Source organism: Pseudomonas sp. FG1 (assembly GCF_034313875.1).
GTDB classification, from domain to species: Bacteria; Pseudomonadota; Gammaproteobacteria; order Pseudomonadales; family Pseudomonadaceae; genus Aquipseudomonas; species Aquipseudomonas veronii.
The window spans coordinates 5,594,537-5,613,242 of the sequence record NZ_JAVIWP010000001.1 but is presented as its reverse complement, the minus strand read 5'-3'; the positions used below and the strand labels follow the sequence as shown (position 1 = coordinate 5,613,242).

The following is an 18,706-nucleotide window of genomic DNA, read 5'->3' as shown; positions in this document are numbered from 1 at the left end:
AGGCTAGAAAACCTCTACAGGGGAATGCATGATGAATATAACCATACCTAACTATGAAATTTTGAATTTTGAAACGGAAAGCTTAATTATCTCTGATATGGGTGTTTCAAAGGTGCACTCGCAACCGCTGCTGAAAGCACTTCGGCAGCTTAAACTGTCGAGTGTTATGACCAAGGACGATGTGGACGAGGTACTTTCTGAAAATGGTCTGGAGGCAAACAGTGCGTTTGAATTTTTGAAGGGGATCATTCCTTTTGGCGCTGTTGAGGAATTATATTTTGAAAAGACAGTGGTTGTGCACTCTTTGGGAAGGAAAGGCTTTTTTGAGGATGTTTTTAGGCAGGAGTTTTCTGGGGTTTTAGAGTTCAAAGAGTTTTCAAACGACGTCGTTGAGTCCGTTAGAGGCGGCAGATGTTTTGTGGTGTTGATATGTTATGGTTATGAATATGATTCTATAAAGAAGCTGCATTTTGATTTGGCGAAAGCTTCGCCACAAAGTGCTATTAGCGTTTGTTGGCCGATGGGTGGTTTTTTTTGTATAGGACAGCCATATATTGCAGAAATCGGAAATCCTTGCCATTTTTGCACCGTTGACAGGCTGGTCAATAATGAGTCTGTTACGCATTCTAAAAATAACTGGGCAAGCGTTCTGGCATTTTGTAAAGGAAAGCATGTCAGTGTGCCTTTCAAGGCATTAAGTCTTTATCAAGAATTGATTGTGATCGGTGCTATAGTCAGGAACGTTAAGTTTTTTACTGATGTTGGCATGGTGCGCAAGTATCAGGATAATATTCTGTATGCGACATACCTCCAGTTAAGTGATGGTAGGATTTTTGAAGAGCCGAACTCGCACTGGTATATGTGTGATTGTTTGGGGGCGGAAATATGAAAAAAGTCCCGCATGATTATTATCTCAGGTTTATAGATGCGTCGGTCTATGAAGAGGTACTTGAATTTCATAGTAAGGGTAATTTTACTCTCCATAAGGCATTTCAACATCACACCAGCTTGCATTTTCTGGATGAGGGGCATCTTGCACAATTAACAGGGAACGAATTGGTTCTCTATCCTGACATGGATTTGACGGTTGAACTAAAGCTCTCCGATGAACACAGGAAAGGGCTGCTATGCCGAAATGAGTCTTGTGAGAGATTTGTGCCAGGAGAGTTGGAGTTTGCAGACGTCGAAAAGTTGGTTAGTCCATTGCTATCAATGAATACGGAATCTTACAAGAGGGGCTATCCAAGTGGTGGGGCGCTTTACCCGGCCGAAGTTTTTCTTTGTTCTCTTTCTAATGAATGTAGTACCTGGCCGGGTGCGGGAAAGATTCTGCATTTACTTCCAAAGTCTAGAAGGTTTGAAGTGATGCAGGTTGAGACTGATCTTGAAAAACTCAAAGCGGCCATCCTGACTCCGCCCAATGATATTGGCAGCCCCAGTTTGGCTCTGATTTACGTTGCCTATATGCCGAAGAACTTGTTCAAGTACCGGTATCGTGGCTACCGAATGGCGCTGATGGAAATTGGCTCAATTTACATGCTGGTGGAACTCCAAGCTAAATCTCTGGGACTGGCATGCCGACTCTGGTCTGCGTATACAGATTCTATGCTTTGTAAGGTGCTAGGGTTGAATCCAGCCCTGTTCTTTCCTATGTGTGTTCATTTTATAGGCAGGCAGCATGAAAGTTATTAATTTAATGCAGAAGCCAGACCTGCCTGGTTCATTGCTGTTTCAGCCCGCAGGATTGCTCGCGTTACCACACTCTGTAGAAGTATCTGATGCGCTATCGGTAAATGGGTCCGGCGTGGGGGGAGGTTCGAATTCAATCAAAACTGCCTTAGGTGAATATTTTGAACGTCGTCATTTTTATAGAGAAATTCTTTCGAGTAAGTATGGTTTTCTCAGTGAGTCATTGACGGGCGCAGAAGTTAATAGCTTTGCCCGTGCGTTTATTCAGACGGCATCTAGAAAAGTTTCTATTAGGGAGGTTGAAGAGCATAAATTTACTTTAAGTAAGGTTGTGAGAGCTCTAGATTTCTCTATGTGCTTGATTCCCACAGTCTGTATTTCTCTTTCTTCATATGGTCTTGATGATGATAATTTTATTTATCCGCTGAGAGATACCTGTGGGTGCAGTTTCCATTGGTGCCCCAATTTAGCTTTTTTAGGCGCCGTGAAGGAGTATCTTGAGCGGCAATTCCTTGTAAGGTTTTGGTTGACGAAAAAATGTCGCTCCGTAGTGTCCACTGATCGAGCGTTAGAGCTATTGTCGTGCAAAAAAATCAGGCACTTATATCATGCTCTTATTTCTGCGGGTGAGATCTCGGTGTTTGATATTTCTGATGCTAGATTTCCGGGTGTTTGCATATTGGTTGTGTATGGCCAAAGCAAGGAAAATCATCATGTGAATTATTGCGCAGGAATGTCCTATTCGGCGACGGTTAGTGATGCGCTTGAAAAATCAATACTGGAGCTTTGGCAAACTTATCGATTTATGGATTTGTTTAAGTCTGTTGATTCTGATGAGAAACGGATTGAGGACTACTATTTACGATATTTTTTAGAATGTAATTTATATAAAACGTATCAGGAGATTATTGATGTTCAGGTTGTTGCTGACGGAAAGAGGTCGGTATCGCCGGTGGAGTTTACGTTGCCCGGTTTTTTGTCTGCGTTAAATGAACAGGGTGTTTTAGGTTATTTTTATGTAAGGCGTTCGATGGTTAATGGTGTTGGCTGTGTTTTTAGTAAATACGTTTCGCCTGATCTTTTTCTTCATATGAACAATTCACAAAATATAAATCTGAGCAATAAGTACTCCAAGGAATTTGCTGGCGCGATACTGCCGTCACGCTTGGAGAAAATGGTGCCGTTTCCCTGAGGTGAGTGATGAAATACTACCCTTTGTATAAGCCGTTTTTGTTGGCGGGACTATTTATTAAAGAGCAGTTAAAGGAGCCCGTCGCCCTGTTTTGGATCGTTATATCTCCTGCGGTAACTTTCTATTTGATAAGCTATGCTAGGGCGGGTGGTGGCGAAGTACCTAAAAGTTATCTGGATAGTACCTCGTGGTTTTATGCGTTCGTATCGTCGAGTGTTGCTCTCTTTGGCTTGGCTTTTTATATAGTGGGGAGAAGAGAGAGTGGCTTTCTAAGGTCTTTCGTATATACCTGGCGTACAAAGGCTGTCTTTCTTGTCGGGCAATTTTTTGCCTATTCTGTTATGTCAATTATCTATTGCTCAGCTTTTTATTTGTTTACGCGAAATTACTTTGGTGTGATGGAGGTGGCTGAGTTTCTTACTGTTCTTGCAAGGTTCTATATATGCTTTCTCCTGTTTTCCATTCCCTCGCTTCTGTTGACGTTGATTCCGATAGGCTTTCAAAATGCCAACACGCTGTTCTCTATATTGTCTTTCCTGATGCTGGCACTCGGAATTGTCGGTATGAATTCGTCTCACCCGCTATTTGAAGTGATTAGGTTTCTCAACCCGATGTGGTGGGCTAATCGGATTATATTGGTCGGTGTCGCCGAATGTTTACTCCTTGTTATAGCGGTTATGTGTTTTTTTATTCTTTCATTTTTGACAACCTTACGTTTTTTGCGCATTAACCCAGTTTGGAGTCGTTATTGATGAAGCGGCTTGTCGTAAAATCACTTGGTATCAAGTACGCGCGTCATGTCGTGTTTGAAAACGCGTCATTGACGATCGAGGCTGGATCGATCTCAGGCCTGTTAGGACCTAATGGTTCTGGTAAAACGACTTTTTTTGATGCGGTGTGTCGTCTGAAAAAAATAAACTCCGGTGAGATATCTAATTCGTTCTCAAGGCTGCTTTATCTATCGCAAATCATTGCTACGCCGCCGGTGCTGCGTATGTTTGATGTTTTTAAGATGATGATGCTATTTTGCTCCGATACAAAAGTCACACAAAAGCACGCGCTGGAAAAAATTGAGAAATGGAGTCCGGGGATAGCTGAACGCTATTGTGAAATATGGAAGAAAAAATCCTCCCTTTGCAGTTACGGAGAAAAGCGATGGTTTTTTACATTATCCCTACTCTCCGTTAACGCAGATCTGGTGATACTGGATGAGCCCACCGCAGGTGTCGACCCTGAGTTTCGTTATCACATCTGGAAATGCCTGGAGGGGGCTGCTGCAGAAGGTGTCGCTGTTTTAGTTTCATCGCATAACGTCGATGAGATCGTTGCTCACTGCGATGACTTTTACATGCTGAGTCAGCAGCGTTTCAATCGCTTCACTGATGCGCAGGGTTTCATGAACGCATATGGTGCATCCAGTTTGGATGAGGCATTTATTCATGCGGCGAGCCTGCCAAAAGGTTAAAGGCAGGCACTCGTGAAGCCCGGTTATTTCCTCATCGGGATAAACGCCACGCTCCCCCCCGCACGCTGGTGAAACAGCCGCTCGCCATTGTCAGGCTGGGTGGTGATCACCTGATGATCCGCGCCCAGGTAGGCCAGGGGCGTGGGATCGTCCTTGGAGTACTGCGCGATGATAATCGTGTGTTGCGGATCGAAGCGGCGGCCGCTGGTGTGTTCCAGCCAGGTCATGAACGCAGCGCTGTCGCCCTGGCGGGGGAAGTCCTGGGTTTCGGCGATGTAGTAGAACGGCTGACCGCCGTTTTGCAGGTACATCGGCAGTTTGTTATCGACTTCCACCAGCACCATTTGCCATTGGTTCCATGGCGCGGTCTTCTCGGCTTGAGCTTGCACGTCCTCGACGAGACGCGTCACGCCGCCGTTGCCGTTGGTCCACGGGTACACCACGCCGAGCACCAACAGCATCAGTGCGGCGGCAATGCCAAAGCCTTTCTGCCAGCGCGGCCAGCTGGCGGTTTTTTTCGCCAGCCGTTCGCTCAGCCACCAGGCTCCCAGCAACTGGGCGAACGGGACCAGCGGCAGCACGTAGTAACTGCGGCGGCTGCCGCTGGCGGTGAAGAACACGAACAGCAGGCCCAGGCCCCATACCAGCCAGCGCACGTTGGGCGGGGTCTGGCGCCAATGCCGCACGGCCAGCCACAGGCCGAGCAACCAGCACGGTGCCCAGGGCAGGGTGTAGGCGGGCAGGTAGATCAGATAGGTGTAGATCGGCCCCATGTGGTCGAAGGGGTCGAAGAAACGCACGACGTTTTCGCGGAATACCAGAGCCAGCCCGCTTTCGCCGTAGGTCGGCGCTCCGTAGAAGTGCGACAGCACGAAGGGGATGGCATAGCACCCGGCGGCAATCAACAGGGCCAGCACCAGGCGCAGGTTGAGGTGACGTTTGTAGCGGTGCTCGCTGAGCAGATGCGGCAGCAGCACCAGGCCCGGCAGCACAAAACCGATCAAGCCCTTGAACAGCGAGGTCGCGGCCAACAGCAGGAAAAACACCGTGTAGCGCCACAACCGTGTGTCATCCGGCCCGCGCCAGTACCACCACACCGCCGCCAGCACGCCGCACACCGTGAGCACATCCGCCGTGGCCACGCGCGCCCAGAACAGGAAGTAGAAGGTGGTGGCGAGCATCCACCCGGCAATCAGCCCGGTGCCTTTGCGAAACAGGCGCTCGCCGATCAGGTACACCAGCCAGATGCTCAACCATCCGGCAATCACCGACGACAGGCGCAGCGACCACGGCCCCAGGCCGCCCATCAGGTTGGCAAACCCGCTGATCAGCCAGTAGGAGGGCAAAGGCTTGTCGTAATACGGCGTGCCTTTGAGGTACGGATCGAAGTAGTCACCGCTTTGCAGCATCTGCACGACGATGTTCGCCCAACGGGTTTCGGGCCCCCATAGGTCGCGACTGCCCAGGCCCAGCAGCAGGAGCAGGGCCGACACGCCCAGCAATAGCAGCAGGGCGCCACGTTCGGTTTTCCAGACACTCATGGACGGTTCCTAAGGGAGTTTTGGATAAAGGGTGAGCACCAGGTCGCCCTTGCGATAGCGCTTGCCGCCGGGTGGCAGTTGCCCTTCCTCAAGGTGTTCGCTGGTGCTCCTGACGCGCATCAGCACCCCGACCGCGCCTTGGCGGCGGGCTTCGGCCAGCCACGACTGGACGTCATCCAGCCCGACCTTGCGGTGTATGGCGTCTGGGTATTGCAGGCCATATTGCAGCTCGCCTTCGGTGTCATAAAACGCGACATCCGACCGGTTCAGGCGCCAGGCCAGTGCGGATGCCGAGCCTAACTCGTTGCTCAGCAGTGCTTGGGTTTGCTGCAGTTCATCCAGGTGTTCAAGCACGAACTGATCGGGCATTTCGTTATTCGATATCCGCGCCGGCATGCCCGCTGGCAGGAGTAGCACCAGCAAACCGATGCCCAGGGCCGGCGTCGCCCAGAGTGTCAGCGGGCGAAAGGCTTGCAGCAGGTTGGTCAGCACCCAGCCCAGCAGCACAATGAAGGTCAACGACAGGCTGAACATCTCCGCGTGGCTGTTGCCGTACAGCGGGTCGCCGATCTGCAGACAGATCAACGTCACCATCGCGGCCATGCCAAGTACGAAGTTGAGCAGGCCGTTGATGCAGATCGCGCGGGTTTTGCCCTGCTGTATCGCATCGATCAAGGCATGCCCCATCAACAACGCCAGCGGTAACAGGCACGGCATGATGTAGGTCGGCAGCTTGCCGCTGCTCAGGCTGAAGAAACCCAGCGGCAGCAGCATCCACAGGGCGAGAAAGGCCGTCGCCGGTTGGCGCTTTTCTTTCCAGGTCTGGTGCAGCGTGGTCGGTAGCAACCCCGCCCAGGGCAGGCACGAGACGACCATGATCGGCAGGAAGAACCACCACGGCCGCGCATGTTGTGCAGTGCCCGAAGCAAAACGGCGGATGTGCTCGTGCCAGAAGAAGAAATTCCAGTAGTCAGGTTCCTGCACATGGACCGCCCACACCCACGGCAGGCACACCAGGACTGCCACGACGATCGCCAGCGGGCCGTACCGCAGCAACTCACCCAGGCGCCGCTGCCAGAGCATATAAGGCACGGCAATCAGTACCGGCAGCAGCCACGCGAGGAAGCCCTTGGTCATGAAGCCCATCGCGCAGGCCAGCCCCAGCACGGCCCAAGCGCCGAGTCGGGCTCGCGGGGTGCGGCTGTCGAGGGCAAACCACAGCGCTACCAGGCTGAGGTTGACCCAGAAGGTGAACTGCGGATCAAGATTGGAGTAGCCGGCTTGCCCCGCCACCAGGCCGAAGCTCAAGTAGAGCAGGGCGCAGGCGAAGCTTTTGCGCGGGTCGTTCCACAGGCGGCGGGCGATCAGGTAGGCCAGCAGCACGCTCAGGCCGCCGGCCAACGCGGAGGCGATCCGCACACCGAATAGGTTCTGGCCGAACACCGCCTGACCGAGGGCGATCAGCCAGTAGCCGGCGGCGGGTTTTTCAAAATAACGCACGCCCATGAAATGCGGTGCGGTCCAATTGCCGCTCATGAGCATTTCCTGGCTGATCTGGGCGTAGCGGGTTTCATCGGGTATCCATAGACCGTGCAGGCCCAGGGGCAGGAGATAAAACGCGACGAAGGCCAGTAGCAGTAAGGGAAGGGGTTTGAATCGGGTCATGCGAACGTCGCTCCTTGACGTTTAAGTGCAGGAAAAGGATATAAGGAAAAAGTGCGATAAAAGGTCACAGTGTTCACTAATGGGCTGAAAGTATTCATGACGTCCTTAACTAACAGGCGCAGTTAAACATGCCAGAAGTTGGCTGTCGTTTGGCTGAACATCTGCCTCTTGTGTAGGTAAAAGTGTCTAAAGTTGCTTGAGCGCCTCTGGCCAGTCTCCGCTGTTTATAATGCCCACGGCCTTGAGCTTGCCGTTGCCCAGCACCTTGACGAATAACGCGCTGCCGTATTCGGTGGATTTGGCGTGGGGGAAGCCGAGGTCCCGTTCGATGTCGCTGATGCAGGCGCTGTGGGTAATCAGCAAAAAGTTGTGCCCGGGTTGCTTGTGGCTGAGAATTTCCTCACCCATGGCATCGCCGCAGATCGATAGCGGGCTTGGCGACAGTTCGGTCTTGCCAAACATGAACAGCGAGGTCTGGGCGGTGCGGGTGGTCGGGCTGCTGAACACGTCTGTACCCTCCATGCCCAGTATTTTAAAGGCTTTGCCGATTTCGACGGCCTGTTGGGTGCCGTTGATCGTCAGGCCATCGGCGGGGCCGAAGCAAGGATTGGAGGAACGGTCACAGCGTTCTTCATGGCGGACCAGCACCACCAGATTGCCATCGCGCCAATTAGCCAGCAGACCTGAGGTCAGCAGGCGATTGGCCGTGCTCAGGTCCGGTGGCGATACAGGCCAGGCCAGCAAACCTGTCAGCAATGTGCCGAACAGGGCGAGCGCTGTCGTGCCCAGCCAGAGTTTTTTCAGGCGTTTTGCCCGAGCTTGATACGAACGCGGTTTGGTCAGGGTCAGGTTAACCACACTATTCACCGTGGGGATGTCAGGCAGCTTTTTATTAGTCAGGCACAACCGTTTGACTGGGCCCGTAGTGGAGCAAGAGCCTGTCATACAGTTGCTGTCTTTTTGCTGAAAACTGGAGCGTTAAAAGTTATGTATGCCGACAACTAATAAGTTGAGCGTTATTGACGCTTGTTCGGCACTTTATTCGGTGGTCGGTAGGTAACCGGTGAAATGTATGTGAAAAATTTGCGTGGCGAGGGCGGTCAGCCGTTATCCTCGATTGCAGTCCACTGGCGAGCGAGCGTTCCCATGTTGCAAGTGCAAGGTGTCCATAAATGCTACGTCACTGCGCAGGGCCCGCTGACGGTATTGGCCGGGGTTGATCTGCACTTGGCGCAGGGTGGCAGCCTGGCGCTGATGGGCGAGTCCGGCAGCGGGAAAAGCACGCTGTTGCACCTGGTGGCCGGCTTGGATCGTGTCGACGGCGGCAGTATCTGCGTGGGTGAGCAGCGTCTGGATCAGATGAGCGAGCGGCAGTTGGCCGATTGGCGGCGCACTGAGATCGGCCTAGTGTTCCAGCAGTTCAACCTGATCGGCAGCTTGCGCGTCGACGACAACCTGGCGTTCCAGGCGCGCCTGGCGGGGCGCTTTGATCCGCGTTGGCAAGCGCAGTTGGTCGAGCGTCTGGGCCTGGGGGATCTGCTCAAGCGCTACCCGGAACAACTCTCCGGCGGCCAGCAGCAACGGGTGGCGGTGGGGCGGGCGCTGGCGTCTCGACCCGGCTTGCTGCTGGCGGACGAACCGACGGGCAATCTGGATGAGACCACCAGCGATGAGGTGCTGCAACTGCTGCTGGACCTGTTGCGCGACACCCCCACCAGCTTGTTGATGGTCACTCACAGCCCGCGCATTGCCGCACGGCTCGACCGGCAGGTGGTGTTGCACCGCGGCCACGTGCTGCCTGCGGACGTCGGCTGAGATGGCGGTGTTCTATTGGACTTTACGCGCGTTGCTCAGCCACTGGCGGCGCCACCCCGTGCAGTTTTTCAGTGTGCTGACCGGGCTGTGGCTGGCCACCGCGCTGCTGACCGGGGTGCAAGCGCTCAACAGCCAGGCGCGGGACAGCTACGCCCGAGCCAGTCAGTTGATCGGCGGCGAACCCCAGGCCAGCCTCAGCATGCCCGACGGTGCCAGCTTCCCCCAGGCGCTGTTTGCCCAGTTGCGCCGCGCCGGCTGGCCGGTGTCGCCGGTGGTGCAAGGGCGGGTGCAGCTCAAGGGGCATGAGGACCGGCGCCTGCAATTGATGGGCATCGATCCGGTGTCGCTGCCCGGCAGCGGCGCGGTGGCGGGGCAGCGCTTGAGCCAGGCGCAAATGGTCGCATTCTTCGACCCGCCGGGGCGCACCTGGATCGCCCCGCACACCTTGCAGGCACTGGGGTTGCAGGCCGGTGAACGGCCGCTGACGGCCAGCGGGCAAGCCTTGCCGCCGTTGCAGGTTCAAGCGGACATGGCCCCCGGCCTGTTGCTGACCGACATCGGTTTTGCCCAACCGTTGCTGGACATGCCGGGGCGCCTGTCGCGGTTGTTGCTCGACACATCGTTCGCCGCCACCCATCCCACGCCGCCGGCCGGACTGCAACTCAAACAGGCGCAGGACAATAACCTCGCGCGCCTCACCGAAAGCTTTCACCTGAACCTGGATGCGCTGGGTTTTTTATCCTTTGTGGTCGGGCTGTTTATCGTCCATGCCGCCATCGGCCTGGCCCTGGAACAGCGGCGCGGGCTGCTGCGCACCTTGCGTGCTTGCGGGGTCAGCGGGCGGATGTTGCTCCTCGGCCTGGGCATGGAACTGGGCGCCCTGGCCCTGCTTGGCGGTGTGCTCGGTGTCGCCAGCGGCTATGTGCTCGCCAGTGTCTTACTGCCGGATGTGGCCGCCAGCCTGCGCGGCCTGTACGGCGCTGAAGTGCCAGGGCAGTTGAGCCTCAGCCCGTGGTGGTGGCTCGCCGGGTTGGGCCTGAGCCTGCTCGGGGCGTTGCTCGCCGGGGCCGGCAGTGTGTGGCGCGCGGCGCGCTTGCCGTTGCTGGCGTTGGCCAACCCTCAGGCCTGGCATGAGGCCCATGGGCGCTGGTTGCGGCGTCAGGGCCGGGTGGCGAGTGCGGCGTTGCTGATCGCGTTGTTGGCGCTATGGTGGGGTAACAGCCTGGCTGCCGGATTTGTGCTGATGGCGGCCTTGCTGCTCGGTGCCGCGTTGGGGCTGCCGGTGCTGCTCAATGCGCTGTTGAAAGCGCTGCTGGGACGCAGCCGCTCGGTGCTCGGGCAGTGGTTTCTCGCCGACTGCCGCCAACAGTTGCCGGCCTTGAGCCTGGCGCTGATGGCGTTGCTGTTGGCGCTGGCGGCCAACATCGGCGCGGGTTCCATGACCTCGGGTTTTCGCCTGACCTTCAGCAATTGGCTGGAACAACGCCTCACCGCCGAGCTGTACCTCAACCCAAGCACCCCGGCCCAGGCCGACCGCTTGAATACCTGGCTCACGCAACAACCGCTGGTGCAGGCGGTGCTGCCCACCTGGCAGGTCGCCGTGCAATTACAGGGCTGGCCGGCGGATGTGTTTGGCGTGGTCGACGCGCCGACCTATCGCCAGCACTGGCCGTTGCTCGAAGCCGTGATCGCGCCGTGGGACCAGTTGCTGCGCAGTGACACGCTGATGCTCAGCGAGCAACTGGCGCGGCGCTTGAATGTGCAAGTGGGCGACGCCGTCAACATCCCCACGCCCGACGGTGTGTGGTCGCCGCAGGTGGTGGGGATCTACGCCGACTATGGCAACCCCAAGGGCCACGTGCTGGTCAATGCGCAGCACCTGTTGGCGCATTGGCCGACGCTGTCGCCGGCGCGCTTCAACCTGCGCGTACTGCCGCAAAACGTGGCGCCGCTGGTGCATGAGGTGCAGCGCGAGTTCACCTTGGACGACAGCCGTATCGTTGACCAACAGACCCTCAAGGGTTGGTCGAGCCAAGTGTTCGAGCGCACCTTTGCCGCCACCGCCGCCTTGAACAGCCTGACGCTGGGCGTGGCGGGCGTGGCGCTGTTCATCAGCCTGCTGACCCAGAGCCAAAGCCGCCTCGGCCAACTCGCCCCGCTGTGGGCATTGGGCGTGACGCGCCGACAATTGATGCTGCTCAACCTGGGACAGACCTGGCTGCTCGCGGTGCTGACGCTGCTGCTGGCGTTGCCCTTGGGGTTGCTGTTGGCGTGGTGCCTGGATGCGGTGATCAATGTGCAGGCATTTGGCTGGCGCCTGCCGTTGCATATTTTTCCCTGGCAGCTGGCGCAACTACTGGGGCTGGCGTTGCTGGCCACGTTGCTGGCGTCGGCATGGCCGCTGTGGCAGTTGTACCGCAGTCGCCCGGCGGATTTGTTGAGGACGTTTGCCCATGAAGATTAAGGCGCTGCTGTGCCTCGCTCTGTTGCTGGTGAGCGGCTGTGACAAAGCCCCCGCGCCCGAGGAAAGTTTCGCCGGCCTGGGCAGTGATGCGGCGGATTTTGCCCAGGTGGTGCCCGGCAAGGTCTTCGCTTTTCCCGAGGACCACGGCCCTCACGCCGGTTTTCGCATCGAGTGGTGGTACGTCACCGCCAACCTGCAAGACGCCCAGGGCCATGTGTTCGGCGTGCAATGGACCTTGTTTCGCAATGCCCTCAAGGCCGGGCCGACGCAACTGGGCTGGCACGACTCAACGATCTGGCTCGGCCACGCCGCCGTCACCTCGGCCACCCGGCACTACGCCGCCGAGCGCTACGCCCGTGGCGGCGTCGGCCAGGCCGGGGCCCGGGCCGCGCCGTTCAGTGCGTGGATCGATGACTGGAGCTTCGCCACCCGCCCAGGCGCCGCCGGCCCTTTGGCGGACATGCAACTCAAGGCCAGCGGCCCGCAATTCGCCTACGACTTGCAACTGACGTCCAGTCGCCCGTTGGTGCTGCAAGGTGACAACGGCTACAGCCGCAAGTCCGACCAGGGCCAGGCCTCGTACTACTACAGCCAGCCGTTTTTCACCGCCAACGGCAGCGTCAGCCTCGACGGCAAGGTGTACCAGGTCACGGGCCCGGCCTGGCTCGACCGCGAGTGGAGCAGCCAACCCCTGGCCGCCGGCCAGACCGGCTGGGACTGGTTTTCCCTGCACCTGGACCGTGGCGAGCAGTTGATGCTGTTTCGCGTAAGGCAAAAGGACGGCACGGGTTATCTCACCGGCACCTGGATCGACCGCGAGGGCCATACCCAAACCCTGCACGATGCCGATATCCAGCTTACGCCACTGGCCACCACTGACATCGACGGGCGACGTATCCCCACACGCTGGTCGCTGAAAATTCCCGGCAAGCAGCTGGATATCACCACCGATGCCGTCAACCCGAAGGCCTGGATGAACCTGAATATTCCGTACTGGGAAGGACCGGTGCAGTTTGAAGGCGGGGTTGGGTATCTGGAGATGACCGGGTATTAGCACTTTTCTGTAGGTGCTGATCCTCTTCTGCGTAGGCAACTTCCCAAATGTGATTTAGCCCCCTCGGACTTGTGCCGGGGCGGTGTTTGCTTGCTTATATTTCGACGCCAACTTCATCGCATCAAGGATGTAAGGCATGGCGCGGGGATACATCAACGACAAGCCAATCAGCTACAGCAGTTTGAAAACCTGGCTGATGGGCCACGGCATGAGCCGCCAACACTCTGACCATTTTGATGTGTTGAATCATCACCTGCGCCGCGGGTGGGTGACGCCGGGGCGGATGGTGATTGTTCCAGACACCGAGAGCGTCAGTTGCTCCTGGAACGAATCCTGGTGGGTGCGTTATGCCGAGGAAATTGATCGCAACCTGGAGCTGGACGCTGCGGCTGCACAGACGATGATCGATAACTACGACCTGCTGCAGAGCCTTCTGACGTATGGCTCGATAGGTATCGGCAGTGCGACATCGGTGTGGTCGCGACACCTGGATGAAGTCGTGAATACGTTGGAGGAAATCGAACGTCTGCATCAACGCCTGAAAGCCGGCGGGTTGGATCGCCAGGCGTTTATCCGCCAGCGCCAAGTGCTGCTGGCGCTGCTGGGCACGCAACTGCGCGGTGCCGCACGATTTGGCACGGGATTGCGCGGCAATCAATCGCTGAAGAAGGTGCTGGGGATTTCGACCAAAAGCTATCTGAATAAAGGCGAGATCGCCGGGTATGCACAGCGCTTGAAGGCGATTTCGCAGACGTCGAAGTGGTTGGGCAAGGGCACTTATGTTGGGCTGGCGCTGGATGTGGGCGCAGCGGGTTTGGAGATCAAGGAGGCGTGTATGGTGGGGCGGGAGGCGCAGTGTCGGCGGGCGAAGTATGTGGAGACTGGGGAGGTTGGCGGGTGGGGTAGAGGGGGGTGCTTGGGGAGCAGCGGTAGGAGCTAAAGCCGCGCGCCGCATATGTACGGTTTTTTTGGGTGTTTACGCGAAAGGACGCGCTGAGTTGGCCTGTGGAATTATTGGCGGCGCCGGGGGAGGGTATATAGGAGGAAATGCAGGCGGGGATAGCGGTGCGTTTCTGGGCGGCAAGATCATGGAGATCGATGGTGATTTGATCTTTCAACCAGAGGGGGCCTGACTATGGATTTTTTTCTCGTCTATACCATTGTGCTGTTTGTTGGGATGTCTATCCTCTTGGGATTGATGCTATTTGCCGAATATAAAAAACTCGACGAGTTGGAAAGTTACTTCAGTGAGAACGAAAAGGTTCGTTACCATAAGCGATTTTGGAAAAGAAATCAGCGGATCGACAGATTTCATCGGATGGGCCTGATGATTGATTTTCTATCAAACCCAAAACCCTTTTTGAAAGCAGGTCTTGTGACCGAGGCCGAGCTGGCGTCTGTTCCTATAGCGCTCAAGCGTTGGGCGTTGTGGCCATATCGCATTTCTTATATCTGGCTTGTTGCATTAGGCGTTTGGTCCGTTTGGTATAAGTGGTGATGGATATTTCCTATGCTACGATGTCGTTGTTTCTTGCCTACACCATTGTAATGATTATTGGGACGTTCGTCGTCCTGGGACTGATGCTTTTTGCCAAACGTACAAAACTCGACGAGCTGGAAAGTTACTTCAGTGAAAACGCAGAGGTTCGTAAACGTAAGCAACTCTGGGGGCCAAACCCGCGGTTCGGCGGATTTCATCGCATGGGCCTGATGATTGATATCCTGCTAATGTCAAAACGCTACGTGAAAGAAGGTCTTGTGACTGAGGAAGAGTTGGCCTGCGTTCCGTTATCACTTAAGCGTTGGGCCGTGTGGCCATATCGCCTTGCGATGATTTTGGCTATTAGCTGGGGCTATTGGTGCACTTGGCTCTAGTGGTCGCTCGTTTTCCTACACCTGAGCAGTTGATGCTGTTTCGCGTAAGGAAAAAGGACAGTACGGGTTACTTCACCGGCACCTGGAACGACCGCGAAGGTCAACCCAAACCCTGCACAACGCCGCTGTCCATAACTGAAGCTGTCAACCCGAAGGCCTGGATATTCCGTACTGGCAAGGGCCGGTGCAGTTTGAAGGTGGGGTTTCTAGGCGGCAAGATCATAGAGAACGATGGTGATTTTATCTTTCAACCAGAGGGGGCCTGACTATGGATTTTTTTCTCGTCTTTAGTATTTTGCTGTGTGTAGGCGCTCTGGTTGGCGTGGGGCTGATGTTATATGCAGAGTGCAAAAAGCTCGAAGTGTTGGAAAGCTACTTCAGTGAAAACAAGCTGGTTTGCGATAACAAACGTTTTTGGGGAAGAAATATGCGGATCGACAGGTTTCAGCGCATGCTCCTGATCAATCAATTGTTAGGAATGCCCAAACTGCATGTAAAGAGGGGCGATGTGACTGAGGCAGAGCTGGCTTCAATCCCGATATCCCTCAAGCGTTGGGCACTGTGGCCGTATCGTCTTTCTTTTATTTGGCTGATCGCATCAGTCGTTTGGGAAATTTGGTACCGATGGTAGCTCACCTGTCCTCACCGCCACCTGGATGAACCTGAGTATTCCGTACTGGAAGGGTCGGTGAGGTTTAAGGGCTCTGGAGATGACCAGGTATTAGCACTTTTCTGTAGGCGCCGATCTTCTTCTGTGTAGGCAACTTCCTAAATGTGATTGAGCCCCCTAGGGCTTGTGTCCGGACAGTATTCGCTTGCCTATATTTCGACGCCAACTTCATTGGTGATTTGATATTCCAGCCAGAGGGGGCTTAACCATGGATTTTTTTCTCGCCTATACCATTGTTTGGTTTTTTGGAATGTTTGTCGTCTTGGGACTTATGCTATTTGCCGAATATACAAAACTCGACGAGTTGGAAAGTTACTTCAGTGAAAATGAAGAAGTTCGCAACAACAAGCGCTTTTGGCGACGAAACCAATGGATCGACAGACAATATCGCATGATGCTGATTTTTGAATACCTTGCAGACTCTAAACGCCATGTGAAAGCCGGTCTTGTGACCGAAGCCGAACTGGCGTCTATTCCTTTAGCGCTCAAACGTTGGGTGTTGTGGCCCTATTACCTTGCGTTCATTTGGACCATCGCAACGGTGGTTTGGTCGGTTTGGCGCAGGTGGTGCAACATCATCATCTGAAAGGCACTGCATTCTTTTCAAAAAAATACTGTACATACATACAGTAATATCCTACAGTCCATCCCAGGTGACCGGATGTCACCTGACCTTCAGTTTTTAACTATGGATGGATAAAAAATGAAATCGAAAAAAAACCTTATGCTGGGCGCAGCCATGGCGGCCTCCTGCTTCGTTTCGGCCTTCGCCCTGGCCGAGCAATACCCTCACCTGGCTGCGCAAGCGCTTCAACCCAGCGTCAAACAGGCGTTGAAATCCAGTGCAAAAATCGCCGCCAACAAGGCTCCCACGGCGCTGAAACAGCAACTGCGGGCAGGCGCTCAGTCGAAGAAAGCGGTATTCGCCGCGAAGGCCAAGGCCGACTCGGTGGTGGAAGACAACACCGCGCCGGCCCCCGTCACCCAAGTACAGAAAGCCACTGCCAAACAGGCTGCTGCAGTGCAGGCGGCGCTGGTTCAGGGCTGTGAAACCACGCTGGATGTCAACGCGCTCTATACGATCACCGGCGTGCAAACCGGCGACCTGCTGTGCTACCACTTCAACCTGCCGAAGAAGGCCCGGATCAACGCTCTGCTGGTCAGCCAGACGGCGGGCACCGACATGTCGTTGACCTTGTTCCAGGACGACGGCCAGGGCAATCCGCTGCCCTTGGGCACCTCCAATAACCCGGGCACCGCTGATGAGAGCCTTGGCGGCGTGGTGCCGGCCGGTGATTACTACTGGTTCATGGAAGCCAACGCGGCGGTCCAGGGGTCGGGCTTTCAGTTCGGTGTGGCGGTCGATACCAACCTCGACGCCTTCGAACCCAATGACACGCCGGACACCGCCTTCAAACTGCCTGACACGCTGAACTACATCAGTGGCAATGCCGACAGTCTCGATGACGTTGATTACTTCGACTTCACCGCAGTACGTGGCCAGAGCGTGGGGATCGCATTGACTGCCGACGCCGCCAGCGGCAGCGCGCGGGGCAAATGGATACTGGAGCGTTTCGATGGCGCGCAGTGGGTCACCGTGGGCGCGAATGTGCTATCGACCTCGATCCCGAGCCCTGGCGTCGGAGGGGTGGTCAAGGTGCGCGTGCGTCCGAACCAGCACCCGAACGAACCGTGGAGCGCGACGGGCAAATACAACCTGTCGCTGGGTTCCAGCCCGCGGGTGAACAGCCCTGATGTAAAAGGCGAGGCGAACGTGTTGCGCATCCCGTTCTCCGCTTCCAATGTGGGCTATGGCTACATGACCACCCAAGCCTATCGCGACCTGACTTGGACCATGGGCCTGTCGGACAGCACCGGTGCGCCGCTGGTAGGGCTGCATCCGATTGTGTATCTCGATCAGCATATCAACCCGGACACCGGCAATATCGTCTACAAGGCCTACTCGGCAGCCACCGACAGCTCGGGTCAAGCCAGCGGCACGATCAACGTGGGCACGTGCTCCGGTGATTTCCAGACCACCTTTGTCGATTATGCCCAGGGCTACAAAAACACCTGGCGCAGCGACTTTAACTACGGCGTGTGGCGCATGGAAGTACTGGAGTATCCGGGCATCGGTGTCGGTGGTGACAATGTCGAGTACGTCAGCTTCGGCCACTTGTGCAAACAGACGCTGCTCAGCAGCACCAAGAGCTGATGCAGTAAACCGGTAGTACCCAGGGCATACAGGCCGAGCGCCTGTATGCCCTTTTTGCATTATGGCGTCAGCGCCAGTTTCAACGGCACGCGTGCCATGCTCTCGGGCGGTGGCGAATGTGCGAGTTTTTGCTCCAATAGGCGAGCCCGTAATAGGACGGGCTCAGGCGTGAACATTCAAATCAGCGGGTCCCAGCGTTGCGACCAGTCGCTTTCCGCCTTGACCACACCGCGCAGCAACTCCAGCGCCTGCTGCAACACGGCCGAATCCCGCGCCCGTGAGTACACCAGGAACGTCGGGAAGCTGAACTCCGGCGCCTTGGGCGCGCGTTGCATCACGCCGCTGTCGAGGTAGCTTTGCACCACTCGGGTACGGAAATATCCGGCACCGCCGTTCTCCAGAATGTACTGCAGCGCCAAGGGCCCGAGGTTGAAACTCAGCGCGGCGCGGGCCTTGTCGGGCAGCGCGGCGTCATGCTGCTGGCGAAACCCCGGGCCCCAGTCGATGTACACATACGGGCCCGGCTTGCTCACCAGTTGCACCAGGATCAGCTTTTCTTCCAGCACCTGCTCCACCTGCAAACCTGGCCAGTACTGCGGCTGGAACACCAGCGCGGCGTCGAGCACACCCAGTTCCAATTGGCGCAGCAGGTATTCGCCCTCACGGATTTCCGTGCGCAGCGCATAGCCTGGGATATGTTCGCGCAAGGCCTGGGCCCAGCCGAGCATCAACGGGTTGCACAGGCTGACCTCACCGCCGATATGCAGCACATTGCGATAGCCCTCGGGCAATGGCAGGTCGCGGCGCGCGGCTTCCCAGGTTTGCAGCAGCTGGTTGGCGTACACCACAAAGGCCTCGCCGTCGGCGGTCAGTCGCGCACCGGCGCGGTTGCGCACAAACAGCGTGCTGTCCAGCTGGCTTTCGAGGTTCTTCACGCGTGCGGTGATGGCGGTCTGGGTGACGTGCAGTTTCTCGGCCGCCGCGGCCAGGCTGCCGCAGCGGGTGATTTCGAGGAAAGTGCGTGCCAGTTCGATGTCCATGAAGCCCCCGGGGATGATTGG

At 56.2% G+C, this 18,706-nt stretch carries 17 protein-coding genes and 2 pseudogenes; 15 read left to right on the top strand and 4 right to left on the bottom strand.

All coding sequences use genetic code 11. From position 1 onward, the window contains the following. Positions 1 to 28 precede the first annotated feature (28 nt). From RGV59_RS25560 to RGV59_RS25540, 5 genes are read left to right on the top strand one after another with little or no spacing between them, the layout of a single operon-like run. Positions 29 to 889, top strand: a complete 861-nt coding sequence (locus tag RGV59_RS25560; RefSeq protein WP_256351057.1) for an McbB family protein — start codon at positions 29 to 31, stop codon at positions 887 to 889. Then, positions 886 to 1,692, top strand: a complete 807-nt coding sequence (locus RGV59_RS25555; RefSeq protein ID WP_046490599.1) for a SagB/ThcOx family dehydrogenase — start codon at positions 886 to 888, stop codon at positions 1,690 to 1,692. Before RGV59_RS25560 ends, RGV59_RS25555 begins: the two co-directional genes overlap by 4 nt. After that, positions 1,679 to 2,881, top strand: coding sequence for a YcaO-like family protein (locus RGV59_RS25550; protein WP_126587121.1), 1,203 nt, complete (start codon positions 1,679 to 1,681; stop codon positions 2,879 to 2,881). The genes RGV59_RS25555 and RGV59_RS25550 overlap by 14 nt, the downstream gene beginning before the upstream one ends. Before the next feature lie 8 nt (positions 2,882 to 2,889). Further along, on the top strand, positions 2,890 to 3,633 hold the full coding sequence (locus tag RGV59_RS25545) for an ABC transporter permease (RefSeq protein WP_126587123.1): 744 nt from the start codon (positions 2,890 to 2,892) through the stop codon (positions 3,631 to 3,633). Then, a complete protein-coding gene (locus tag RGV59_RS25540; RefSeq protein ID WP_017847537.1) occupies positions 3,633 to 4,346 on the top strand; it encodes an AAA family ATPase in 714 nt (237 codons plus the stop codon). The genes RGV59_RS25545 and RGV59_RS25540 overlap by 1 nt, the downstream gene beginning before the upstream one ends. Before the next feature lie 23 nt (positions 4,347 to 4,369). Here the strand turns inward: RGV59_RS25540 and RGV59_RS25535 are convergent, their stop codons facing one another. The 3 genes from RGV59_RS25535 to RGV59_RS25525 all read right to left on the bottom strand — a co-directional run bounded on the left by RGV59_RS25535 (position 4,370) and on the right by RGV59_RS25525 (position 8,419). After that, positions 4,370 to 5,887, bottom strand: coding sequence for an ArnT family glycosyltransferase (locus RGV59_RS25535; RefSeq protein ID WP_126587125.1), 1,518 nt, complete (start codon positions 5,885 to 5,887; stop codon positions 4,370 to 4,372). A gap of 9 nt (positions 5,888 to 5,896) precedes the next feature. Beyond that, positions 5,897 to 7,552 carry a lipid IV(A) 4-amino-4-deoxy-L-arabinosyltransferase gene (gene arnT / locus RGV59_RS25530; protein ID WP_046490592.1) on the bottom strand — a complete coding sequence of 552 codons (1,656 nt, stop codon included), beginning with the start codon at positions 7,550 to 7,552 and terminating at the stop codon, positions 5,897 to 5,899. A gap of 186 nt (positions 7,553 to 7,738) precedes the next feature. Next, entirely contained in the window at positions 7,739 to 8,419 is a 681-nt protein-coding gene (locus RGV59_RS25525) for a histidine phosphatase family protein (RefSeq protein WP_026140097.1), read from the bottom strand. Positions 8,420 to 8,698: 279 nt separating this feature from the next. On the opposite strand from RGV59_RS25525, the gene RGV59_RS25520 reads away from it, so the two are divergent. From RGV59_RS25520 to RGV59_RS25475, 10 genes and pseudogenes are all read left to right on the top strand, one after another. Further along, positions 8,699 to 9,367 (top strand): ABC transporter ATP-binding protein, encoded by a 669-nt coding sequence (locus RGV59_RS25520; RefSeq protein ID WP_104902811.1) that lies wholly within the window; start codon positions 8,699 to 8,701, stop codon positions 9,365 to 9,367. Position 9,368: 1 nt separating this feature from the next. Further along, entirely contained in the window at positions 9,369 to 11,831 is a 2,463-nt protein-coding gene (locus RGV59_RS25515; protein WP_126587127.1) for an ABC transporter permease, read from the top strand. Next, positions 11,821 to 12,885 carry a lipocalin-like domain-containing protein gene (locus RGV59_RS25510; protein ID WP_046490586.1) on the top strand — a complete coding sequence of 355 codons (1,065 nt, stop codon included), beginning with the start codon at positions 11,821 to 11,823 and terminating at the stop codon, positions 12,883 to 12,885. Before RGV59_RS25515 ends, RGV59_RS25510 begins: the two co-directional genes overlap by 11 nt. Positions 12,886 to 13,021: 136 nt before the next feature. Next, positions 13,022 to 14,018, top strand: a pseudogene (locus RGV59_RS25505) (hypothetical protein). Positions 14,019 to 14,020: 2 nt separating this feature from the next. Then, positions 14,021 to 14,383: a hypothetical protein gene (locus RGV59_RS25500; protein WP_046490582.1), complete on the top strand. Its 363-nt coding sequence runs from the start codon at positions 14,021 to 14,023 to the stop codon at positions 14,381 to 14,383. Beyond that, on the top strand, positions 14,383 to 14,760 hold the full coding sequence (locus RGV59_RS25495) for a hypothetical protein (protein WP_376741862.1): 378 nt from the start codon (positions 14,383 to 14,385) through the stop codon (positions 14,758 to 14,760). Before RGV59_RS25500 ends, RGV59_RS25495 begins: the two co-directional genes overlap by 1 nt. A gap of 26 nt (positions 14,761 to 14,786) precedes the next feature. Then, positions 14,787 to 14,998, top strand: a pseudogene (locus RGV59_RS25490) (hypothetical protein); the annotation flags it as partial. A 30-nt stretch (positions 14,999 to 15,028) separates the two neighbouring features. After that, positions 15,029 to 15,391 carry a hypothetical protein gene (locus tag RGV59_RS25485; protein WP_046490578.1) on the top strand — a complete coding sequence of 121 codons (363 nt, stop codon included), beginning with the start codon at positions 15,029 to 15,031 and terminating at the stop codon, positions 15,389 to 15,391. 247 nt (positions 15,392 to 15,638) lie between these two features. After that, positions 15,639 to 16,016: a hypothetical protein gene (locus RGV59_RS25480; RefSeq protein WP_046490576.1), complete on the top strand. Its 378-nt coding sequence runs from the start codon at positions 15,639 to 15,641 to the stop codon at positions 16,014 to 16,016. A 117-nt stretch (positions 16,017 to 16,133) separates the two neighbouring features. Then, on the top strand, positions 16,134 to 17,645 hold the full coding sequence (locus tag RGV59_RS25475; RefSeq protein WP_017847523.1) for a hypothetical protein: 1,512 nt from the start codon (positions 16,134 to 16,136) through the stop codon (positions 17,643 to 17,645). A 176-nt stretch (positions 17,646 to 17,821) separates the two neighbouring features. Here the strand turns inward: RGV59_RS25475 and RGV59_RS25470 are convergent, their stop codons facing one another. Continuing rightward, a complete protein-coding gene (locus RGV59_RS25470; RefSeq protein ID WP_017847522.1) occupies positions 17,822 to 18,685 on the bottom strand; it encodes a LysR family transcriptional regulator in 864 nt (287 codons plus the stop codon). Between the last annotated feature and the right edge of the window lie 21 nt (positions 18,686 to 18,706).

What these genes read in the sequence shown, in the direction of transcription:
- RGV59_RS25560 (WP_256351057.1), top strand. Translation starts at nt 29, where the DNA reads ATGATGAATATAACCATACCTAACTATGAAATTTTGAATTTTGAAACG.
- RGV59_RS25555 (WP_046490599.1), top strand. Translation starts at nt 886, where the DNA reads ATGAAAAAAGTCCCGCATGATTATTATCTCAGGTTTATAGATGCGTCG.
- RGV59_RS25550 (WP_126587121.1), top strand. Translation starts at nt 1,679, where the DNA reads ATGAAAGTTATTAATTTAATGCAGAAGCCAGACCTGCCTGGTTCATTG.
- RGV59_RS25545 (WP_126587123.1), top strand. Translation starts at nt 2,890, where the DNA reads ATGAAATACTACCCTTTGTATAAGCCGTTTTTGTTGGCGGGACTATTT.
- RGV59_RS25540 (WP_017847537.1), top strand. Translation starts at nt 3,633, where the DNA reads ATGAAGCGGCTTGTCGTAAAATCACTTGGTATCAAGTACGCGCGTCAT.
- RGV59_RS25535 (WP_126587125.1), bottom strand. Translation starts at nt 5,887, where the DNA reads ATGAGTGTCTGGAAAACCGAACGTGGCGCCCTGCTGCTATTGCTGGGC.
- arnT (WP_046490592.1), bottom strand. Translation starts at nt 7,552, where the DNA reads ATGACCCGATTCAAACCCCTTCCCTTACTGCTACTGGCCTTCGTCGCG.
- RGV59_RS25520 (WP_104902811.1), top strand. Translation starts at nt 8,699, where the DNA reads ATGTTGCAAGTGCAAGGTGTCCATAAATGCTACGTCACTGCGCAGGGC.
- RGV59_RS25515 (WP_126587127.1), top strand. Translation starts at nt 9,369, where the DNA reads ATGGCGGTGTTCTATTGGACTTTACGCGCGTTGCTCAGCCACTGGCGG.
- RGV59_RS25510 (WP_046490586.1), top strand. Translation starts at nt 11,821, where the DNA reads ATGAAGATTAAGGCGCTGCTGTGCCTCGCTCTGTTGCTGGTGAGCGGC.
- RGV59_RS25500 (WP_046490582.1), top strand. Translation starts at nt 14,021, where the DNA reads ATGGATTTTTTTCTCGTCTATACCATTGTGCTGTTTGTTGGGATGTCT.
- RGV59_RS25495 (WP_376741862.1), top strand. Translation starts at nt 14,383, where the DNA reads ATGGATATTTCCTATGCTACGATGTCGTTGTTTCTTGCCTACACCATT.
- RGV59_RS25485 (WP_046490578.1), top strand. Translation starts at nt 15,029, where the DNA reads ATGGATTTTTTTCTCGTCTTTAGTATTTTGCTGTGTGTAGGCGCTCTG.
- RGV59_RS25480 (WP_046490576.1), top strand. Translation starts at nt 15,639, where the DNA reads ATGGATTTTTTTCTCGCCTATACCATTGTTTGGTTTTTTGGAATGTTT.
- RGV59_RS25475 (WP_017847523.1), top strand. Translation starts at nt 16,134, where the DNA reads ATGAAATCGAAAAAAAACCTTATGCTGGGCGCAGCCATGGCGGCCTCC.
- RGV59_RS25470 (WP_017847522.1), bottom strand. Translation starts at nt 18,685, where the DNA reads ATGGACATCGAACTGGCACGCACTTTCCTCGAAATCACCCGCTGCGGC.